Source organism: Vibrio methylphosphonaticus (assembly GCF_023634655.1).
GTDB classification, from domain to species: Bacteria; Pseudomonadota; Gammaproteobacteria; order Enterobacterales; family Vibrionaceae; genus Vibrio; species Vibrio methylphosphonaticus.
This window is the reverse complement of record NZ_JAMKMS010000010.1, coordinates 38,447-58,448: the sequence shown is the minus strand read 5'-3', so window position 1 is coordinate 58,448 and position 20,002 is coordinate 38,447. Positions and strand designations below refer to the sequence as shown.

The 20,002-nt window shown below is 44.0% G+C and carries 22 protein-coding genes and 1 pseudogene; 12 read left to right on the top strand and 11 right to left on the bottom strand.

The window, feature by feature from the left end:
* Nucleotides 1–9: 9 nt before the first annotated feature.
* From M9196_RS13175 to M9196_RS13165, 3 genes are all read right to left on the bottom strand, one after another.
* Entirely contained in the window at nucleotides 10–885 is an 876-nt protein-coding gene (locus tag M9196_RS13175) for an ABC transporter ATP-binding protein (protein WP_406707687.1), read from the bottom strand.
* On the bottom strand, nucleotides 873–1,631 hold the full coding sequence (locus tag M9196_RS13170; protein ID WP_250617984.1) for an ATP-binding cassette domain-containing protein: 759 nt from the start codon (nucleotides 1,629–1,631) through the stop codon (nucleotides 873–875). Before M9196_RS13170 ends, M9196_RS13175 begins: the two co-directional genes overlap by 13 nt.
* A gap of 202 nt (nucleotides 1,632–1,833) precedes the next feature.
* Nucleotides 1,834–3,144 carry an MATE family efflux transporter gene (locus M9196_RS13165; protein ID WP_250617983.1) on the bottom strand — a complete coding sequence of 437 codons (1,311 nt, stop codon included), beginning with the start codon at nucleotides 3,142–3,144 and terminating at the stop codon, nucleotides 1,834–1,836.
* A 287-nt stretch (nucleotides 3,145–3,431) separates the two neighbouring features.
* On the opposite strand from M9196_RS13165, the gene M9196_RS13160 reads away from it, so the two are divergent.
* The 3 genes from M9196_RS13160 to M9196_RS13150 all read left to right on the top strand — a co-directional run bounded on the left by M9196_RS13160 (nucleotide 3,432) and on the right by M9196_RS13150 (nucleotide 6,636).
* The gene (locus tag M9196_RS13160) at nucleotides 3,432–4,358 is read left to right on the top strand and encodes a class I SAM-dependent methyltransferase (protein WP_250617982.1); all 927 of its coding nucleotides are present in this window, start codon (nucleotides 3,432–3,434) and stop codon (nucleotides 4,356–4,358) included.
* Nucleotides 4,359–4,462: 104 nt separating this feature from the next.
* The gene (locus M9196_RS13155; RefSeq protein WP_250617981.1) at nucleotides 4,463–5,707 is read left to right on the top strand and encodes an NADH:flavin oxidoreductase/NADH oxidase family protein; all 1,245 of its coding nucleotides are present in this window, start codon (nucleotides 4,463–4,465) and stop codon (nucleotides 5,705–5,707) included.
* A 278-nt stretch (nucleotides 5,708–5,985) separates the two neighbouring features.
* Nucleotides 5,986–6,636: a DUF3299 domain-containing protein gene (locus M9196_RS13150; RefSeq protein WP_250617980.1), complete on the top strand. Its 651-nt coding sequence runs from the start codon at nucleotides 5,986–5,988 to the stop codon at nucleotides 6,634–6,636.
* Nucleotides 6,637–6,720: 84 nt separating this feature from the next.
* On the opposite strand, the pseudogene M9196_RS23735 reads toward M9196_RS13150, so the two are convergent.
* Both M9196_RS23735 and M9196_RS23730 read right to left on the bottom strand, forming a co-directional pair.
* Nucleotides 6,721–6,876, bottom strand: a pseudogene (locus M9196_RS23735) (metal-dependent hydrolase family protein); the annotation flags it as partial.
* Between the two features lie 18 nt (nucleotides 6,877–6,894).
* Complete coding sequence (locus tag M9196_RS23730; protein WP_406707685.1) at nucleotides 6,895–7,938, bottom strand: AraC family transcriptional regulator ligand-binding domain-containing protein; 1,044 nt, start codon at nucleotides 7,936–7,938, stop codon at nucleotides 6,895–6,897.
* A 95-nt stretch (nucleotides 7,939–8,033) separates the two neighbouring features.
* Between M9196_RS23730 and M9196_RS13135 the strand changes: the two genes are divergently transcribed.
* Genes M9196_RS13135 through M9196_RS13125 form a run of 3 tightly spaced genes read left to right on the top strand, consistent with a single transcriptional unit; the run spans nucleotide 8,034 to nucleotide 10,248 of the window.
* Nucleotides 8,034–8,774: an SDR family NAD(P)-dependent oxidoreductase gene (locus M9196_RS13135; RefSeq protein WP_250617979.1), complete on the top strand. Its 741-nt coding sequence runs from the start codon at nucleotides 8,034–8,036 to the stop codon at nucleotides 8,772–8,774.
* A gap of 11 nt (nucleotides 8,775–8,785) precedes the next feature.
* Complete coding sequence (locus M9196_RS13130; RefSeq protein ID WP_250617978.1) at nucleotides 8,786–9,523, top strand: DUF1989 domain-containing protein; 738 nt, start codon at nucleotides 8,786–8,788, stop codon at nucleotides 9,521–9,523.
* A 41-nt stretch (nucleotides 9,524–9,564) separates the two neighbouring features.
* Nucleotides 9,565–10,248 (top strand): DNA alkylation repair protein, encoded by a 684-nt coding sequence (locus tag M9196_RS13125; protein WP_250617977.1) that lies wholly within the window; start codon nucleotides 9,565–9,567, stop codon nucleotides 10,246–10,248.
* A 77-nt stretch (nucleotides 10,249–10,325) separates the two neighbouring features.
* Here M9196_RS13125 and M9196_RS13120 read toward each other — a convergent pair whose 3' ends face one another.
* On the bottom strand, nucleotides 10,326–10,910 hold the full coding sequence (locus M9196_RS13120; protein WP_250617976.1) for a GNAT family N-acetyltransferase: 585 nt from the start codon (nucleotides 10,908–10,910) through the stop codon (nucleotides 10,326–10,328).
* A 69-nt stretch (nucleotides 10,911–10,979) separates the two neighbouring features.
* Nucleotides 10,980–11,819 carry an AraC family transcriptional regulator gene (locus M9196_RS13115; protein ID WP_250617975.1) on the bottom strand — a complete coding sequence of 280 codons (840 nt, stop codon included), beginning with the start codon at nucleotides 11,817–11,819 and terminating at the stop codon, nucleotides 10,980–10,982.
* A gap of 186 nt (nucleotides 11,820–12,005) precedes the next feature.
* Here M9196_RS13115 and M9196_RS23550 point away from each other — a divergent pair, with 186 nt between their 5' ends.
* The gene (locus M9196_RS23550) at nucleotides 12,006–12,134 is read left to right on the top strand and encodes a hypothetical protein (RefSeq protein WP_284677178.1); all 129 of its coding nucleotides are present in this window, start codon (nucleotides 12,006–12,008) and stop codon (nucleotides 12,132–12,134) included.
* Nucleotides 12,135–12,274: 140 nt separating this feature from the next.
* Here M9196_RS23550 and M9196_RS13110 read toward each other — a convergent pair whose 3' ends face one another.
* Together M9196_RS13110 and M9196_RS13105 are read right to left on the bottom strand one after the other, a co-directional pair.
* Complete coding sequence (locus M9196_RS13110) at nucleotides 12,275–12,541, bottom strand: hypothetical protein (RefSeq protein ID WP_250617974.1); 267 nt, start codon at nucleotides 12,539–12,541, stop codon at nucleotides 12,275–12,277.
* Between the two features lie 218 nt (nucleotides 12,542–12,759).
* Complete coding sequence (locus M9196_RS13105) at nucleotides 12,760–13,635, bottom strand: MurR/RpiR family transcriptional regulator (RefSeq protein ID WP_250617973.1); 876 nt, start codon at nucleotides 13,633–13,635, stop codon at nucleotides 12,760–12,762.
* A 244-nt stretch (nucleotides 13,636–13,879) separates the two neighbouring features.
* Between M9196_RS13105 and M9196_RS13100 the strand changes: the two genes are divergently transcribed.
* Genes M9196_RS13100 through M9196_RS13080 form a run of 5 tightly spaced genes read left to right on the top strand, consistent with a single transcriptional unit; the run spans nucleotide 13,880 to nucleotide 18,727 of the window.
* Nucleotides 13,880–15,112, top strand: coding sequence for an ABC transporter substrate-binding protein (locus tag M9196_RS13100; RefSeq protein WP_250617972.1), 1,233 nt, complete (start codon nucleotides 13,880–13,882; stop codon nucleotides 15,110–15,112).
* A gap of 47 nt (nucleotides 15,113–15,159) precedes the next feature.
* Entirely contained in the window at nucleotides 15,160–16,029 is an 870-nt protein-coding gene (locus M9196_RS13095) for a carbohydrate ABC transporter permease (protein WP_250617971.1), read from the top strand.
* A complete protein-coding gene (locus M9196_RS13090; protein ID WP_250617970.1) occupies nucleotides 16,016–16,858 on the top strand; it encodes a carbohydrate ABC transporter permease in 843 nt (280 codons plus the stop codon). Before M9196_RS13095 ends, M9196_RS13090 begins: the two co-directional genes overlap by 14 nt.
* Nucleotides 16,859–16,868: 10 nt before the next feature.
* Nucleotides 16,869–17,624, top strand: a complete 756-nt coding sequence (locus M9196_RS13085; RefSeq protein ID WP_250617969.1) for a glycerophosphodiester phosphodiesterase family protein — start codon at nucleotides 16,869–16,871, stop codon at nucleotides 17,622–17,624.
* Entirely contained in the window at nucleotides 17,624–18,727 is a 1,104-nt protein-coding gene (locus M9196_RS13080) for an ABC transporter ATP-binding protein (protein ID WP_250617968.1), read from the top strand. Before M9196_RS13085 ends, M9196_RS13080 begins: the two co-directional genes overlap by 1 nt.
* Before the next feature lie 203 nt (nucleotides 18,728–18,930).
* Here the strand turns inward: M9196_RS13080 and M9196_RS13075 are convergent, their stop codons facing one another.
* Together M9196_RS13075 and M9196_RS13070 are read right to left on the bottom strand one after the other, a co-directional pair.
* On the bottom strand, nucleotides 18,931–19,398 hold the full coding sequence (locus tag M9196_RS13075; protein WP_250617967.1) for a DUF3429 domain-containing protein: 468 nt from the start codon (nucleotides 19,396–19,398) through the stop codon (nucleotides 18,931–18,933).
* Entirely contained in the window at nucleotides 19,395–19,940 is a 546-nt protein-coding gene (locus M9196_RS13070) for a glutathione peroxidase (protein ID WP_250617966.1), read from the bottom strand. Before M9196_RS13070 ends, M9196_RS13075 begins: the two co-directional genes overlap by 4 nt.
* Nucleotides 19,941–20,002 lie beyond the last annotated feature (62 nt).

Here is a 20,002-nt window from a genome sequence, read left to right as displayed (position 1 = left end):
CTATATTCTCTAAGGTTTGATGTTGTGGAGGCGCTCTAGATCTAGGTCTAGGTGGTCGAAATTCAACGCCGCCTGCGCTGAAATGAGCGCTTGAGTGACGGGATGACTCGGAGCGCTCATGATGTGTTTGCAAGCGCCATATTCAACGACGCAACCATGGTCTAGGACGAGCAGTTCATCGCACAAGGCGTGCGCTGCTTGAAGATCATGAGTGACTAAGATTAGGGTGAGTTTTCGTTTACGCTTAAGCGAGTTAAGAAGGTCAATGACTCGCTGTCGATTCACCGGATCTAAGCTGCTAGTAGGCTCATCGGCAACCAATACCGAGGGCTCCACAATAAGTGCTCTTGCCAGTGCCACTCGCTGAGCTTGACCTGTGGATAGTTGGTTCGGTGTGAATGCCAGCAGGTGGTTGGGTAACCCTACATCCGCTAACGCCTGTTTGGCTAGCGCAGTATGATCGCCACTAATACTGAGATTCACCAATGGCTCAACCAGAATTTGACCCAGATTATAATATGGGTTCAAGCTCGTATGGGGCTCTTGAGGCATCATTTGTATTTGCCGGCATATTTTGCTTCTGTCTTGCTGAGAACGGATAGGAAGTTTGATCCCACAAATCTCGACCTGGCCTGAAGAAGGTGATTTCAAGCCAAACAACAGTTCAATAAGTGTTGATTTTCCCGCTCCAGATGGCCCGACAATGGCAAGGTTTTGCTGTTCTATTGCCAAAGAAATGTTATCGAGGGCCTTAAAAGGCTTCCCTCCTAACCATTTTGGAAGCGTAAAATACTGCACGCTAACATTATGAAAATGTACGCTGTTGGCAGAGTCATCGTGCTGCGGCGTTATTATTTCTTGCGTTAATTCACTCATTGAATCAATGTTCTCAAAGAACGACAAAATTCATGTGAGCTGCCTAGCAGACAGGCTTTAGGTTCGCCATACGCGATGACTCTCCCTTCATCAATAACGAGTAACTTATCGCACTTCATTGCGCTATGAAGATCGTGGGTTATCACAATGCCAGCCATGCCATTTTGTTTCACGCTGTGGTGAATTAACGTTAATATTTCTTGCTCGGTAACGGGGTCCAGCGCGCTTGTAGGTTCATCAGCAATGAGTACTTTCGCCTGACCAAGTAGCCCCATAGCAATGCAAATACGTTGTCGTTGTCCACCAGATAGCTGACTTGGTGTTAGAGGTAATATTTGCTGAGGATGTTGGAAACCTAATTTGTTAAGCCACTGATTTATCGTTGTTTTGTCTTGGGCTGTCGGTGTCGTGCGACGCGAAGTCAGTGCGAGGCATAATTGGCTTTGCACTGAAACCAGAGGATTAAGCGCTTGCAGCGCGTCTTGGAAAATAAACGCGACCCTTTGTTGAGGTGTTCTAGTGAGTAAAGGCATTGCGCAGACGTTAGTGCCGTCTAGTATGATGTCACCAGATACCGTTATCGTCTCGGGTGTGAAGCCTGCGATAGCCTTTGACAGCATAGACTTACCAATACCAGAGGGGCCCATCACGGCTAGCACTTCCCCTGCATGCACATTGAACTGAACATCTTGAAACAGAGTTTTGTCAGTACTTTTTATGGAAAGCTGATCGACAGAAAGAAGAGGGGATGTCACGGAAACTACTCAATATAAAACGTTATAACATAACAATGTTAACATCTATCTTTCGCCATGAGAAGGATTAACAAGGCTGTTAATCATCGTTTTATTAATATCATTGATTTGTAAAGAAAGCGCGATAAAGAAGTACCAAACTCTCGGCACTCCTTTTCGGTTTTCGCATCCTGTTACTAACCAACCCGAACGGGTCCTAGGGCTAAAACGCCATCGCCTTTTTCTTAACCTGACTAATGAATGGATATAGGAAAGCAATACGCCCGCAATAAAATAGTGTAAAAGCTAACCATAAACCATGGTTTCCCCATCCTTCTACGGCAATGGAGAGAACCAACAAAAATAAGCAAAGAGTGGCGATACTAGAGTTTCTGACAGGTCTCGTTGTACCCGTGCCAGTGAAAATGCCATATACCGTTAAGCCAAACCCCGCAACGAAAGGGAACAGAATGAGCCAAGGTGTCATCTGTTGATATAGATGGACAATGTTAGGCAAATCGGTAAAGAGATAAACAAACTGATTTTGGAAAACAAGGGTGATAGTAGTGAGAATGACAACAAATCCCATGGTCCATTGGGCATTCAGCGTGATGACGCGATTTAACATATTAGCGCTTTTCTGACCAACCGCTTTACCTGCAAAAACGCTTGAGGCGTTGGCGATCCCATCAAACATATAGCTGATGATGAACGTAATTTGCATGAGAATGGCATTGGTGGCGAGAACATCGGTACCCAGTTTAGAACCTGTTCTCGCCATCATGTTAAAGAACACCAGAATGCACACAGTGCGCAGCAGTAAGTCCGTGTTGGAAGAAACGATAGTCGCAAGATCTTGCTTGCTCATTTTTGTCGAAGTAAGAAATGTCGTGACCGAAAGCTGGCTGGTTTTTAGTACTAAGGTCACGCCAATGATGAAGGTGATGATCTGAGAGATCAAACTCGCATAGGCAACCCCGGCCACGCTCAAGTCGAAGTGCAGGACAAAAATAACATTAAGGACAATGTTTAAGACATTGCCGAACACTTGTGTGTAGAGCGTTTCTTTGGCTTTAGCTTGCCCCATCAACCAACCAATAATGGTGTAGTTAAGTAGAACGAAAGGCGCGCCATAAATCAAAACTTGGAAGTATATGTATGCCTGCTCAGCGACAGCGACCTCAGGCTCCATCACCCAGAGTGCGCCTTGCCAAATGAACGACTGTAGCGCAATAAAACACAATCCAATCAACGCTGACAGCATAAATGGTCGCATTAAACTGCTTGTCAGTAATTGCTGATCGCCTTTACCCAGCGCCATCGCACTTTGTCCTGTCGTACTGACGCGGAAAAAACCAAACAGCCAGTATAGGGTATTCATGATAACAGTGCCGATAGCTACCCCACCAATGAGTTCAGCGATACCAAGCTGACCAATAACGGCAGTATCAACTGCGCCAAGCAAAGGTTGCGTCACAGTGGAAATAATGAAGGGCAGAGCAATTTTGTAATAGTCTTTGTGGGAGATAGTCATGAGAAATACTGCTAGTGATGAAGTGGTGGTTAAAGGTGAAAATAGTTATCATTAATATTTAATGGCGATGGTAACTGACTGTCTGCGACTTGTCATTACTAATAGATCAAATAATCGCTGTTGCTTAGTAACCAGACGTATCATTACATTGAGTATCGGTGGAAGAAGCGAGACGGAGTGTGTCTCAATTACGCGATCATCAGTTGACCTCGTTTTGTGAAAGAGTGTAGCGTGTTGATTGTCGATACCTTGGGGCTAGAGTGTCTGTCTTTAATGTAAGGGAGCTTATGAAGAACGAATTATTTGGCAAAGATGGCACCGCGCAAGGGGTAGCGAAGCAACGCTTGATTGAATCACTTGCCAACCCGAAAAAGCGCATCATCTATGACCCTTATGCGGCTTGTTTTGTTTTCGGTACGAGCTTAATCAAACTGATGGGACATAGACTAAGTGTTTGGATGACTCAAAAGTTTGCCCCCGGGTTCCATGAGCATCTAATTTCCCGAACCCGTTTTATTGATGATCGTATTAAAGACGGTGCCCAGAATGGTATGGAACAATATGTCATTTTAGGGGCAGGGTATGATACGAGAGCGCATCGCCTTGAACTGCCACCGTCACTGACGATCTTTGAAGTCGATCAATTCGATGTCCAGGCTAGAAAGCGAGAAAAACTGCCTAATGCGCTGAAAAATGAAGAAAACGTGACTTATGTGAGCGTTGACTTTAACCACCAGTCGCTTAGTGAACAACTGCTTTCCGCCGGTTTTGACCGAAGTAAATCAACGGTGTTTACACTCGAGGGTGTTTCTCAGTACATCACCAAAGCGGCATTAGCATCGACCATCGATGAATTAGCCGCCTTAACTGAACATACAGACGCGACATTTATCATGTCTTATGTCGATCAAGCTTTAAACACCGATCCTGAGCGTTGTTTTGGGCAAGGCTACCCAAAAGCCGCGAAGCGAGCGAAAATGATTCAACAGTTATCGGCGAAAGTTGGTGAGCCGTGGATATCCTTGTATTGCGCGGAAGAAATCGACACGTTGTTGTCTCAAAAAGGATTTTCACTGCAAGAAAATAAATCGTTGGCTGATCTCAACGACGTGTATTTTACTCCGGTCGGCAGAAAAATCCCTGAGCAACAAATTATGAAGCTTGAACATTTTGTCATGGCTAAATCATTCGCCCATGATGTTTCTCAACAATGACGTTTCTAAACAATGATGTTTTCGACCCCGACAATTCGACACCAACGATAATAAAGCGCACGGCGAAGCCATCGCACTAAACCAGATAACACATAAGAGTATGTATGAATTCAATTAATATCAGCGAGTCTTTCTCCTTAACGAATGGTCAATCGATTAAAAATAGACTGTTTAAATCGGCGATGAGTGAACAGCTCGCTGACAAGCAACATAACCCTACAGCCGGCTTAGTAACCCTGTATCAGCGATGGGCGGAAGGCGGTATCGGTTTAGCGATTACGGGTAATGTTATGGTGGACCGAGGTGCGTTGGGCGAGCCTAAAAACGTGGTGTTAGATGAGAACAGTGATTTAGCGTGCTTTAGGGCGTGGGCAGACGCTGGAAAACAAAATGGTACTCACGTGTGGATGCAACTAAACCATCCAGGTAAGCAAATTCCGAAATTTTTATGCGCTGAGCCGGTTGCCCCTTCTGCAATTTCACTCGGACGTGGATTAGAAAAAGGCTTTAATACCCCGCGTGAGCTAAAAGAAACGGAAATCTACGATATTATCAATAAATTCGCGTTAAGTGCCAAACTTGCCAAGCAAGCGGGTTTTACCGGGGTGCAAATTCATGGCGCGCATGGTTATCTGGTTAGCCAGTTTTTATCTTCGAGGCATAACCAGCGTCAAGACCAATGGGGAGGGTCACTGGAGAATAGACTTCGTTTTGTTGTTGAGGTTTATCAGGCGATCCGTCGTGAGGTGGGTAATGACTTTCCTGTGGGCATTAAACTCAACAGCGCCGACTTTATGAAAGGGGGCTTTACTGAAGAAGAGTCTATGCAGGTTGTCCAAGCGCTTAGTGCAAATGGCATTGATCTCATCGAAATATCGGGAGGGACTTATGAAAGCCCTTCAATGATGGGGGCTAAAGATAAACATGAGCCCGTCAAAGCGAGCACCGTCAAACGCGAAGCTTATTTTTTGGATTATATGGAAAAAGTGAGAAAGCTGGTGGATACACCGCTCGTAGTGACAGGTGGTTTTCGCACCGCGCCTGCAATGAATGAAGCATTAAGCACTTCCGCGACCGATTTTATCGGCATCGCGCGTACCATGGCGGTCGATCCTGACTTTCCAAATAAGCTTGTTGAAAACCCCAATTACGGTATGCCTTTGATTGTGCCGACGACAGGCAAACCTGCACTCGATAAAATGGCGATGGTTGGTTTGGTTTGGTATGAACATCAAATGTGGCGAATCGCGGATGGAAAGGATGCTGACCCGAAATTGAGCGCATTGGGTGTGGTACTGAAAACGATGTTTAGTGCAGGCTGGCATTCGTTTAAAAAACGCAGAGGATAGTCACCAATAGGCCGAATTCAGGTGCTCGGTTTATTCTGGTCATCGCAGTTTTTGAAAACGACCATAACGACGCATCTAAATTGGGCATAACTCAACGACTTAAGGTTCAGGCTGTTAACGCTCGTTTACTTGTTCAACTCAGCAACGCCTGTTTTTGACCATTTAAAGATTAGATACCAGACATGAGAATAAGTCGCATGGTATGCTTCATCGGCTTTTTACTCAGACGATGAAGTCCCTGGAGTGACTTCCCACCAACCAATAAGTGAACCCAAGCATTGAATAGATTATTCGTCCTCTTTGCATCGATGATTTCGTTATCGGCTGTATCATTTTGTAGTTTTTCTAGTGAACCAACCCAATTAGATTGGCAGGATTTAAAACCCGCACAGGTAGAAAATCAAATGGTGTTGCCAGAGCTAAGCTATCAACAAAAAATGATTCTTCAGCAAATACTCACGCTTAGTCAATTTGATGATCCCGAGACCAAGAAAGATTTACTTGAACTTAAAGCAACCCTAAAAGCGGATGGATTAAATGCGGATGGATTACTAAAACTTCGCGCCGAGTATATCCAAAATGAGCAGCGTGTCGCACAAGCCGTAACGTCTGACTTTGATGGGCAGAACGTCAAAATTCCGGGGTTTCTCGTTCCCATCGAATTTAGCGCGCCTCTAGTCGCAACGGAATTTTTGCTTGTTCCTACCGCTGGGGCTTGCATTCATTTGCCTCCTCCTGCGGCGAATCAAATTGTCCGAGTGTCCTATCCGCAAGGATATGAAGTGGACACCGTGCAATATCCGGTTTGGGTTGAAGGCGTGATTTCCTCCAACTTAAAGACAGATAATGTCTACCTTGTTGATGGGGATGCTGACGTGACGATGGGTTACCAACTCAATGCTTCATCGGTCGTTGACTATCATGAGTAGTTTCATGTTATTGCTTACAAAAAGAGCCTAATATTGGGCTCTTTTTACATTTAAGGTGTTTGCAACTAAGCCGTTACATTCAGGCTATAAGGTCTTTTTGTCGACCTTGCCGTCTTTCATTATCACTTTGTTCGCGTCGTCATTCATCACGTACTCAACGCCTTGACCTAATTTCTCTTCATTATACGAGTGCTGGTAACTCGGCATTTCAAATAAGCGCCCACAGCTTAAGGTAGCCATTTAATAACACCACGAAAACTAACCGTTTTTCGCCATAGTGGTTGCCGAGGTCGCGTTACGTAGTGCACTTGGTGTAGTTCTAAACCACCGTTTACAAGCTCTACAAAAATTGGCGCTGTCGCTAAAACCAAGCCAGTCGGCGATGGTGAGAAATGGTAGCGTTGTCATGGTGATATAGTGGTAACTCACCAGCATAGCAACCTCATCTTTCATCTGAGTTAACGTTTTGTCATGCTTGGCTAGGCGACGTTTAACTGTTGCAATACTGCAGTGGGATTGGTTGGCAATGAGAGTTAGGTTAACGGGTTTTCCTTGCCGAGATAGTTGCTCATAGATAGTCCGATAGAGCTCAGATAACCACATCATATTCTCTTGATTGCTATGTACCGCCCATGATTCGAATAGCGATGTTACGGTTGACGATGGCGCACCGATTGATCTTAACCAGTCGGCTTTAGGTAGCTCGATAAATGTACGTTGAGCATTGAATTCAATATCAACCGAAAAGGGCGATGTGCGCGCGATACTGTGCTTTTTTGCTGGGGCTTGCAGCGATACTCTTCGCGGCGTTAGCTGGGTTTGTGCCAATTGTGTGAGCATTTGCCAACAAGCCATGAGCGCATCTTCATACTGCCATGCAAGGGGGGACTGGTCGTCTGAAAACCCAATGTAAAGTCTACTAGTGTCTTCGCATAGGTGTATTTTTAGAATCGCCTCAAACTGAGGTGCATACTGCGAAATCAAACGTACAGAACTTGCTAGGTTAGGCGCGCTTTGTAACGCAATATTAAACGCCCCAAAACTTGCCACGTTGAATAAGCCTCCCAGAGCAAACCCAGCATCCGAGTGTCCTGCTTGAAGCATATTTTCTATTGATGTTTTCTGGATCTGTCTAAGCGCGACTCGACCAATATCTTGCTTAGAAAGAAGTAATTCATCGATGTGAATGCTCAATGAATTCGTGAGTTGATAGCGTCGGAATAATGTTTTTAGGTTTTTTAGCGTGTCATGATTGTAGTCATTCTCGATCGCTAGAGAGCCTAGTGCTTTTGCAATATCCATATTCGTCTCCGCATCAGATTGAGCTATAAGGACAAATATTATAAAGACAAGTTCGATATAGTAAAAGGCAAGTAATAACTTGTAGGAGAAAGAATATGAAAGTAGCAATGATTACCGGCGCTTACCAAGGAATTGGTTATGCAACGTGTGAGCTTTTACTTGCCAAAGGGTATGCGGTAGTGATGGCCGATATTCAAGATTGCAGTGAAAAAGCCGCACAGTTTAGACAAAGCGGTCACCATGCTATCGCGGTTGATCTTAACTTAGCAGACAGCACGACTTTCACTGCTGCTTACAATGTCATTCAGTCGAAGTTTGGTCAGCTGGATGTGTTGGTGAATAACGCTGCCATCCTCAAAGACTTTGGGATTGGCCCAATCGAGCTTCAAGAGCAAATGCTTCGTGATGTTCTGGAGATTAACCAAATAGGGCCGTTTTTGCTCACGCAGTCGTTGGTTCCGCTGCTTAAAAAATCTAAGGCTCCCCGCATTGTTAATTTAGCGACTCAAGTGGCTCAGTTAGAGCAGCTAAGTGATATGAATTCACCTCTCAAAGATGATATCTGCGCCGCCTACCAAATGAGTAAGGTGGGGGTTAATGCCAACACCGTGCTCTTTGCCAAAGCGCTCGAACCCTTCAATGGAAAAGTGAACAGTTGTTGCCCTGGTTGGGTAGAAACGGATATGAACCTCGACGATTTACCTGACTACGGTGAGGCGCAAGAGCGACCAAAAACAGTAAAAGAGGGGGCAGATACACCTGCTTGGCTGGCAACACTTGATGAAAATGGACCGACAGCCGGTTTCTTTACAGACCGTCAGCGAATCAACTGGTAAGGGGCTAAATTATGCAAAAGACAAAAACAAGCGGCATGCTGATGGGCACACCTATCGACAATAAGTACCTTGAGATGATGACAAAGCGAGACCAGCTGCACTCAGTATCTAAAGGGTACATTGAACGCCACAGCGGGAAAGCGTTTAAAGTAAATAAAGGGCAAGTGTTCCGTATTATTCAAGCGGATGGTCCTCAGATAGGGGATGTGTGGGTGTTTAACCAACATGACCGCACAGAACATTTTATGGGACATACCACCTTCTTGTACGAAGGGGCTTACCTAGCGCAGTATAATCAACTATGGTCGTGCATGCCTAATGTTCGACCAATGGCCACCATGCTGGTGGAGCATTCTGGAAATCCAGTTCTACCTGAACACTTCCATAACCACGTTGCGTTGGGCGGACACTGTACTCAAGCTCAATGGGAATTACTAAGTGGAGTGAAAGGGCATAACAGCTGTCATGATAACGGTATTCAGGCTGTGACGGAGTTTGGCATGGGAGAGCAAGACATCATTCACGATAACTTTATGGTGTTCCAACCTAGTTTTATCCAGATGGATGGCAGTGGTGATAGTATGCCTAGCCAAAGTAGTCCGGGTGACTACGTGGAATTTGTGGCCGATATGGACATACTTGTTGCTGTCTCAGCTTGCCCTGTTGGCGATTATTCGGTCCCTATGACGGAACCTGATAAAGTGAGCGCAAAAGGACTAGGGTTCGAAATTCTAGAATGGCGAGACTAGCAGGTTAGCTTAAAATTAGTATCGAGGAGTGGAGTTAAGTTATGCATTCGTGGAATCAATCTGTAAAACTGGCGTTGGAACCTCTGGCGAACGCTGAAAACGCCAGTTTTATGAAAGCATACATGCGTGGGCAATATCAGTTCTTCGGTATTCAATCGATGCCAAGAAGAACAGCATTAAAGCCGTTATTTGCTAAAGAGCAGCTCCCTTCTTTTGATGAAATCCCAGACGTGATTGATGAGTTATGGGCGTCACCCGAACGCGAGTTTCAATTGGTCGCGGTAGACCTACTCATCAAATTAAAGCAACAATTGCCACTGGCTATGCTGAAGGATTTAGAACGTTGGATCACGACGAAATCATGGTGGGATACGGTGGACATGCTAGCGACTCATATCCTAGCCAGCTTTTATCGTCGCTTTCCTGAAGAAACGTCAGAGGTAATAGGGCGCTGGCGTCTTTCAGACAATATTTGGTTGCGCCGTTCTACATTACTTTATCAGTTAAAGTTCAAACAGGAGACTGACAAGGATCTACTGTTTGAACTTATTCGAGAGAATCGCTCAGACAAAGAGTTTTTCATTCAAAAAGCCATTGGATGGATGCTAAGAGAGTATTCAAAAACCGATGCAGAATCTGTCGTTCGATTTATCGAAATAGAGAAAATTGACGGACTGGCCAAAAGAGAAGGGTTAAAGTGGTTAAAGAGCAAAAAGCTTATTTGATAGCCTTAACCACTTAACCACTTAACCACTTAACCACTTAACCACTTAACTTCTCATAATTCGATAGGACACGGGTATCAAGCGTTGTTTAAATACTGCTGCTTAGTGAGACCATAGAACAGTTTAGAATCAAACCCTTGTGCCGTTTTGTAGTAGTCAGCATGCGCACCTTCCTGAACATAGCCACATTTTTCAAGTGTCTTGTACGAGCCAGTATTAGAGCCGTAACAGTCCGCGCACACTTTATGGCTGCCCAGGTCGTTAAACGCTAATTCAGTCATCAGTTGGCAAGCTAGAGTGGCGATACCTTGACCCCATGCATGCACTGGAAGCTGATAGCCTACTTCGCGGTTGCCCTCTAAGAACATCACTTGAGTAATCGCCGTCATCCCCATGTACTGCCCTTGATGATCTCTAATGACAAACGTTGGATTGTCCGGCCATTGCTGTTCTTTAAGCGCCGCTTCAGTGTTTTCAACGATAGGACCAAAAAAGGCTTGATATAAGCTTTCGTCTGCCGGTGCAAAGAAAAGGTACTGGTTAACTTTTTCGTCTTCAAACATTTTGAAGATATCGACGAGATCTTTCTGTTGGATTAATTGGATAGATAGCGTGTCGCTTAATGGCATTGACTCGCCGTGTTTTAATTTTGAATATGACATGGGTTACCTCGTTATTTACGGGCTATCTTAATGGCTTTCACCAGAAGTGAATTGTACTTTTGCGACAAATTACGGCTCAAAGTCACCATAGATATCGATGGTGAGGTCTCGCTGATCGAGATAACGATTCGGTGTCCGCTTTATTTGCTGCTTAAGTTGCTTGATAAGGTGTGACTGATCGCTAAACCCAAATCGTTGTGAAAACTCAGCCCAATCCACAGACCCTTTTTCTTCATAAAGTGCAATGACCATCCGCTCGAGTTTTAACATCAATTGATACTTCTTTATACTAAGCCCCGTGACTTGCCGAAAGTGACGCTCAAGCGTACGCCGAGTACTATGACAACCCTGTGCGAGCCGTTCGACATCCAATTCAATGGCATCATTTTCAGATAACCACTCGCCTATTAGTGATAAAGCTCGATTCACCAGCGAATGCGCTTTGTCTTGCCGATAACTCAATCCCAAGTGTTTCAGCTGCGTTTCGATACAGTCAACAATCTCTTGCTGAGAAACGCAGTTCAATAATTCCCGTTGAAACTGCGGATTGAAGTGTGTCTCCAGCCAATCGTACCAGCCACATTGGTTTGTTAGCTCAGAAGATTTTTGGTTGATCAAATAGAGCGCGTCTGGTTGAAAGGTGATGCCAATTCGCTTTAAGGGAGCTACATCATCCATGATAAGCAAATGTTCCGATGCCGAGAGCAAATGGCTACCATGACCCGTCATGATCTGCTGCCCGTTGTCATAATGGTAATTCTGAGTAGGAGGGGTAAAGAGCAGATGCGCTCTCGGGTTCGGGATCAATTGTGGCGGCGCCGCAATGGTTTCATCATGCCCAACTTCTAGGTACCAAATCTGATGAATTAGCCATTCATATCCATCTAGAGATTGCTTCCAAGTGATCATTCGTACCCTGTTCGTTATTGAGCTAATTCAGCATTAATTCTAAGCGAATTTCAGGTTTATATGGATTAAATAATGTTTGGCTAGTCTTGGTTTCGGCTATCTAACCTGCATTATTGCATGTAGTGACACATTGATGCTGAGTTCTACCTTTAAAATACACACTCGTTAAGAGTCGGATGAGGTTTTTTGCTCAAATTGATTGAAGTGACTGATGAGTTAAGCGCCTTAGAAGATCTTCGTTTTCAAGAAGTTGGCGGTCTAGGCGGTTTAATTGAGATAGTAGGTGGGGGCTGGCTGGTCAATGAGGTTGCGTAGAAGTCTTCTAGTTGGCACTTGGTAACACGTGTCGTCCACCCGACCATTGTGTTTCACGTTAGATATTCTGTATGACATTTAATTTGGTATGTGACGAACTTTTCCTCATGACGCAAATCCTAGCGACATGGTCAAATTGGTTAATCCGTTACAAGCTCGTGTACCTTAGATTGTGAGGTTAACTTAGCAATCATGGTGTCTCGGCGAATATCTAAAATCTCATCAATCAAGTTCTGCTTTGCATTTAAACCAAAGTGTGTCGAGTAGTTATTAATCTGTTTTATTTCATTAGGTTCTAGTTTGTAAACGTGCTTTTTTAACTGAAGTTGTGCTTCACTTTTGATCATTCCGCTGTTTTGGAGCAGTGCAATGATTTTGCTATCAAGAGGATTCTTCGCCTTTGGCATATCGCTTCTATTTATAATGTTGGTTGCTAAATGTTGGGGGGTAATTTAAGCGGAATATATGACAACAATATGAAACAAAGAGCAAAGTAGATAAAGTAGGAGAAATTGCGGGCTAGGACTAAAGCCAAGCCAAAACGAGTGGAGCTAATACAATCATAAAACGAAATATTAGCTCATTTTGAGTAAGGCTCAGTCTCGCCTCGTTGAATATCTGTCGATTAACGATAGAGCGAATCTACTGTCGTCCGAATTGACTCAAACTTTTGCAATCCTTGCATAGTTCTCTCAGGTGCCAAAGCGGTAAGGTTTCTTATCATCGCATTCGTAATGACCAAAGAAGGGCTGACAGATTTCGTTCCTTTATGCTCACCTCTATAAATTCGTAACAGCTGAATGTCTTTTGGTAACGTCGCTGAACCTAAATCGGTAATGGCGATAATCGTTAGTTTTAGGTTACGAGCAATAGTGATTAAGCTTTTGGTTTGGTCACTTAGACTATTGTTAAACAATAGAATTAGGACATCTCCTTCTGAAGATTGAGCAAAACGCTCCGCGAATTTAGAGTGATTGAGAGATACGGTATTTGCGTCAAAACCTGAGCGCATCAGTCGCCTTGAAAAATGGTCAGCAAACCCTTCGACATTATCTTGGCCATTAACAAACACCTTACTCGCACTAATTATTAACTGACAGGGTTGGTCAAGTTGAGTTTGTGTCAGTGCCGTTGTCATCAACTTAAGATGTTCAATTTCTTGTTCAATTGTCGCTTGTAGCACATTTCCATCTATCTGATTCTTCGTGTGCTGATGGCGCTTACTTGCGTCTTCGAAGAGCTGGTTTTTCTTTCGTAAATAATGTTTAAGTTCGGGGTGCCCTTTAAAGCCGAGTTTTTGCGCCAAACGGACTAAAGTAGAAGGGTGAATTTGTAAGGCGTTGGCGATTTCTTTACCTGATAAATCAACATGAGCATCATTACTTAAGTAGTAGTCGACGATACGCTGTTCCTTTCTGGTGTAGCTCTTAGCTTCATTGCTAATCAAACGCTCGAAAATACTCTCTAATTGTGATTGATTATTAGGTTTGAAGTTGTTCATGGTGTTCAGTCATCAAAAGTTTGCTAGAGCATACTGTTCGTTCATGACCATTTAATTTCAAAGTTGCATTAATACTGAGTTTCGCAATATTTACGCTGTCAATTATTAACTATAAATACAGTCACTTAATATAATTCTGCAATTGTTGCATGGTCATATTCAAGAAATGCAATTATATATGTAACTAAAGTGTCATCGTGTGTGCTTAGCATGCTCAGCAGTTTTTCAATAAATGGAATGAAACATGAAACTGCGTCTATCTACAGTGGCACTTTCGCTCGTTACAGCAAGCTCAATAGCCAAACCTGTTCAAGTTGATCTTTGGCACAACCAAACGGGTGATGCGGAAGCTGTACTACAAAGCATCATCAACGATTTTAATGCAGCTCATGAAGGTGTTGAAGTCAATGCAACCTATAATGGCAAGTATGCCGACATTATTACGAAACTTCAGGCTTCAATTCCTGCTCGTCGAAATCCTGATATGGCTGTACTCGAGGTGACACAGTACGGTGTGTTTGCGGAAGCTGAGGTTCTGACTGATTTGAATCACTACTACGATTCAAATCTTGAGTTTACCGAACAACTTCAACCATTTGCGAAAGAGATCGGCAATTACAAAGACGGCAACTACATCATGCCATTCAACTCTTCTACACCGTTGATGTATGTTAACAAAGCTCTTCTGGCAAAAGCCGGTATCAAGGACCTTCCGGCGATGACTGATTTTGACCAAATTCTCGAGGTAGCAAAGACAGTCCAGAATCAACTCGGTTCTGAGAATATTTATGGCATCAATACTCCAAGTCAATTCACGCGTTTTGCACTAGTTATGCAAAATGGTGGTGATTGGGTTGATCCTGTAACGAATGAGTCAGGTTTTAACAACCAACGTACCATAGATGCCTTCCAGTGGATGGGGGATTTATACCATAAGCATCGAGTTGCTTCTGCAGAGAGCGTGACAGATGAGAAAATGGTGAAACAACACTTTAGTTCCGGTCGAGTCGCGATTCACTTTGATAGCACTGGCAACCTTGGCGACTACAAGCGTGCACTAGGTGACAATCTAGCGGTACTACCGATGCCTTGTACAGTGGAATGCCGAGTACCAATTGGTGGTGCGGGTATCGGAATGTTGGCAAATATCGGTGAAGAAAAACAAAAAGCGTCATGGCAGTTTATGCAGTACCTAGCGTCTGCAGAACCAAGTGCAAAATGGTTTCAACATAGCGGTTACATGCCAGTCAATACTCAAGCTCTTGAGTTGAGCTCTTCAAAAGAACTTCTACAAGATCAAAAAGAGTTTGCAGCCGCTATGGACCAGCTTCCTGTCGCGCAAGGCCGAGCTCGCCCACCTGCAATGGCTTGGATTCGTTCACAAGAAAGTGGTGTGTGGGAGTCAATTGCGCTTGGCATGAGAAGTGCCGATGACGCATTAAAAGCCTTCCATTCTCGAGTAGAGTCACGTCTATAAAACCATAAAGGCAGGGGTTCCTGCCTTCACTTAACCTTAATAGATTGATGAAAAAACTAACCCCCTATTTTTTTGTATTACCGTGTATCTTGCTGATAGGTATATTTACTTATTGGCCGATTGTATCGTCGTTCTTCTATAGCTTTCATAGCTGGAACTTCCTTAGCAGCGATATGCCATTTGTTGGCTTAGATAACTACCGATATCTATTAGAAGGTGACGAGTTTAAAAACTCACTCATCATTACCCTAATTTTCGTCGTGGTTTCCGTGCCCATTCGTTTAGGCTTGGCTTTGTTTCTCGCCAATTTTTTGGTGACAGAGACGAAGTTAGTTCGATTTTTGCGTGGTGCCTATTTCTTGCCGTCTGTAACATCGACAGTCGCGATTTCGGTTATCTGGAGCTGGATCTTTGCCACCGATTTCGGCTTGATAAACTCGATTCTTGCTGTGTTTGGCGTTGATAAAGTGACATGGTTGCAGTCTCCAATGTTGGCGTTGTGGGTGATCATCATCGTCAACACGTGGAAGCAGCTCGGTTACGACATGGTGATTTATGTCGCTGGTTTACAGGCCATTCCTAAAGAGCTCTATGAAGCATCCCAGGTTGATGGCGGAAAAAAACTGCATGTATTCCGCCGAGTCACGTTTCCTTTAGTCATGCCAACGACATACTTCCTGTTGATAATTTCTGTCGTAGAGTCTTTTCAGATTTTTACCATCGTGAATGTCATGACCAATGGTGGCCCAGCGTTCGCTACCGATATGTTGGTTAACTTACTCTATCGAACAGGCTTTGAGTTGTTTGATATTGGTCAGGGCTCGGCACTAGCCGTCATCTTATTTGTCATCCTGTTGGCTTTAGCCGTAGTTAAATCAAAACTTATAGGTAAAAAGGTTCACTATGAAGGCCGCTAGTATTATTAATTCTGAACCAAAGAAAGTGCGTTGGTCATTATCGTCTGTTGTATTGACTGCATTTGCTTTGCTGTTCTTGTTCCCGATTGGCTACGGCATATTTTTGTCGCTGATACCGTTTGATGCCTACTCGACTGGCGAGCTTCGGTTCTCACTAGAAAACTATGCCTTTGCATTTACTGAAATGAACTTTCCTTTGTACTTGTTTAATACGGCAGTAGTTTCGATTGCGGTGACAGTATTAAGCCTTACGGTTTCGGTTTGTGCTGCTTACGCTTTTAGCCGCATTGAATTTAAAGGCCGAGAATTTTTATTTTGGCTTGTGGTTGCAACGCTAATGGTGCCTGGCCATATCAGCCTAATTCCTAACTACCTAAATATGGCTAAAGTAGGCTTACTCGACAGTTATTGGACACTTATCTTGCCATCCATAGCGAGTGGTTTCGTCACCTTTTTCTTACGTCAATATTTCAAAAATATTCCCAAGGCGATGGATGAAGCCGCTTGGATAGATGGCGCAACACATTTACAAGTGCTTTGGAAAGTGATTGTACCTATGGCACGTCCAGCAATAGCAGCCATGGCTTTATTCACGTTTCTAGGTGAGTGGAACTCCTACATTTGGCCACTAATTTCTACTGATAGTGAAGACGTGCGTACGTTACAAATAGCACTGTCTCGTCTTTATGCGGGCGCAGCAGATGATGGAATGGTGAATTGGCCACTGGTGATGGCGGGCGCAACACTTACTATGCTGCCCACTTTACTCTGCTTTAAGCTTGTCGAAAAACATTTGGTTCGTGGCATTGCCATGGGCGCACTGAAATAAGAAGTATCCAATGATGAAATCACTAATCGCATCACACCGTGGTGGCACTTTACTCTGGGGTGAAAACAGCCGCCGAGCATTTGAAAATACATTAAAGCTGCCTGTAGAGTTGGTTGAGTTTGATGTGCATCCAACCAAAGATGGCGTTCTTGTAGTGCACCATGATGCCACGTTAGATCGCACCACAAATATGACAGGGCCAGTGAATGACATAACGTGGCAGGAACTATCGCAGGGCAGTGTTAATTACTCTGGCGGTCAACGCATCATGACACTTAGGGAACTGTGCGAACTCTATCGTAATAGTGATATCCAATTACGACTTGAGATTAAGGGAGACATCAATAAAGTCCCTTACCCAAATATCGTTGCACAAGTGCTGAGTGAATTGGAAGAGACTGGCATGAAAGAGAAATGCATTATTTCCTCATTTAATTGCGAAGTTCTCGCAGAGGTTGCTTCTAAAGCGCCCAAGATGTTTACGATTTGGTTGGTTGCTCGCAATATGCCAAGCCTACTCGGTGCTGAAAAAGTCGCTCAGATTGCAATGGATACCAAAGTAAATGAAGTCTCTGTGCATGTGAGTCAAATTATGGAAGAGACCCAACAAGCAGTCAAAGCGAGCCATTTAGAATATGGCTGCTACGGCGCGCACAATGAAGCTGACATTAACAAAGCATTGGCACTTGGAATGTATGCATTTACGACGGATCGACCAGACTTAGCGCTATTATTGCGCAACCAATTTATGTTGAGGACTCAATAATGACCGCTATTACACTAAAGAATATCGACAAAACCTATTCGGGTGATAACCAAGTGATCCACGATGTAAATATGGATATTAAAAGTGGTGAATTTATCGTTATTGTAGGTCCATCTGGCTGCGGAAAATCCACGCTTTTACGCATGATTGCTGGGTTAGAGCACATCACAAAGGGTGATTTACTGATAAACAATAAACGCGTGAACGATGTATCTCCTCAAGACCGTGATCTGGCCTTTGTATTTCAAAACTATGCGCTGTACCCGCACCTTACCGTTCGAGATAACATTGCTTTTAGTCTGGAGCTTCGTGGTATGGACAAACAGACTCGACATCTGCGTGCTGAGGAGGTGGCTAAATCCCTGCGTTTATCCGAACATTTAGATAAGAAACCCGGCTTATTGTCTGGTGGTCAGCGTCAACGCGTTGCTATGGGGCGCGCGATTGCACGTGATGCCGGGATTTATTTGATGGATGAGCCACTATCGAACCTTGATGCAGAATTGCGTAACTCTATGCGTGCTCAGATAAAGCAATTGCACCGCAAGTTAGGGAATACAACCGTGTATGTTACTCATGATCAAGTTGAGGCCCTGACACTGGCAGACAAGATAGCTGTGATGAAAGACGGTGTTTTGCAACAGTTTGCTAGCCCTGAAGAGATTTATGATAACCCCGCGAATGTATTTGTTGCGTCCTTTATCGGAAGTCCCGCAACGAATATATTACCTTTGCTAGTCACGCAGCAAACCGCGGAATTGAAAGGAGCCGATGTTTCATGGGATGTTTCCGCGAATTTACAGCAGCAGGGTGAATATTTGCTTGGAATTAGACCTGATAAAATGAGCATACTCGAAGAAAGTGCCAATAAAGCAATTCAATGGCAAGCAGACGTAGAGCTGGTGGAGACGACGGGGAGTAGCCGTATCGTTCACTGCACTTCGTCTGAACACAAATTCTTACTGAGTGTTGATCGGAAACACCAGATTAAAGAAGGGCAATTGATTAGCGTTGGGTTTAACCTTGAAGATGCCTTTATTTTTGATTCTCAAACGGGACGTCGTGTATCACTACCAATGTCAAGGTTGTCAAATATTGCATAGTGATCTTGGTTAACCTATCTAACTCAGGGGCGGAATCTTCGCCCCTGATAATGGGTGATTCAGATAATTAACGGGTAATTCAGATAATTGTGTACGCGGAGATAATTGGAAATATCCAATATACCTAGGCTTTGAGAACAGGTGTGTTTAAGGGCATTAAACACGAAAAACGTTGTGTCTGTTCAAACGCAGGCATCACTCGCTTAGGTCAACATTACTATACCGTGCATTAACACCACGCTAGAGGTTAATCTGGTTCGCATATCAAAATAGCCGTCGGGGCTTTCACTTTGGTTCTCTTCTCTCATTGACCTTTCTGACCGCCAAACTGCTATGTAGCCGATGATAAGAATTAGAGTGGTGAAGAACTCCTTCTGCTCACCGAGTAGCACCGCTAGCCAAGCACTCAATACAATAACATTGCTCAGGATTAGCGCTTTGTTGCTGGACTGACTTTCGAAGTTCTCTATCCCATTGCCCCATAAGATACCCGATAAAAAGCTCAAAATAACCACGCTGTAGGTGATGAACAGTGTTTCGCCACTAAAGATAAAGAGTTGGATATCGGTGAGCGATAACAACAGGCCGCATAAAAAGGGAACTAAACCCATATAACCAAGTTTGGTCATAGTGTTGCGTGTTTGAGTTGTCGCTATGTAATCTGACCTCATAGCTGCTGCTCTATCGCATTTTTGAGGGTAGGACTGGTTGGCGTTGTAGAGCTCGGAAAGGTTGCGACGACTTTCCCTTCTTTGTTGACCAAGAACTTGTAGAAATTCCATTGAGGTTTGACACCTGCTTGTTGCTGAATTTTCGCAAAGACTGGATTAGCGTCAGGCCCAGAGAGTGCTCCACGCGCCATCATAGGAAAGGTCACACCATAGTCAAGGTAGCAGATTTTAGCAGATTGCGCCTCGCTTCCTCTGTCTTGACGAAAATCATTACTTGGGAAACCAACAACCGTGAACCCTTTGTTTTTGTACGTTTGGTGAAGCTGTTCAAGTTGCTCGAACTGAGGAGTGAAACCGCACTGACTTGCCGTGTTTACAATCAATAATGTTTTACCCTGAAATTCTTCACACAGCTCAATCTCTTCGTTTGAATTTAACAGCCTTTGTTTGCCGTTAAGTATCTCTGGGCAGCTGGCTGAGTAGGCGAATGAACTTGTTAGGCTCGCGATTAGGGCGGTGGCGCACAGCTGCGAATATTTCATAGGTTTGACTCATTTTAGTTCGAGTAACCGGTAATACGGTTAATCGATTTGAAATGATCACT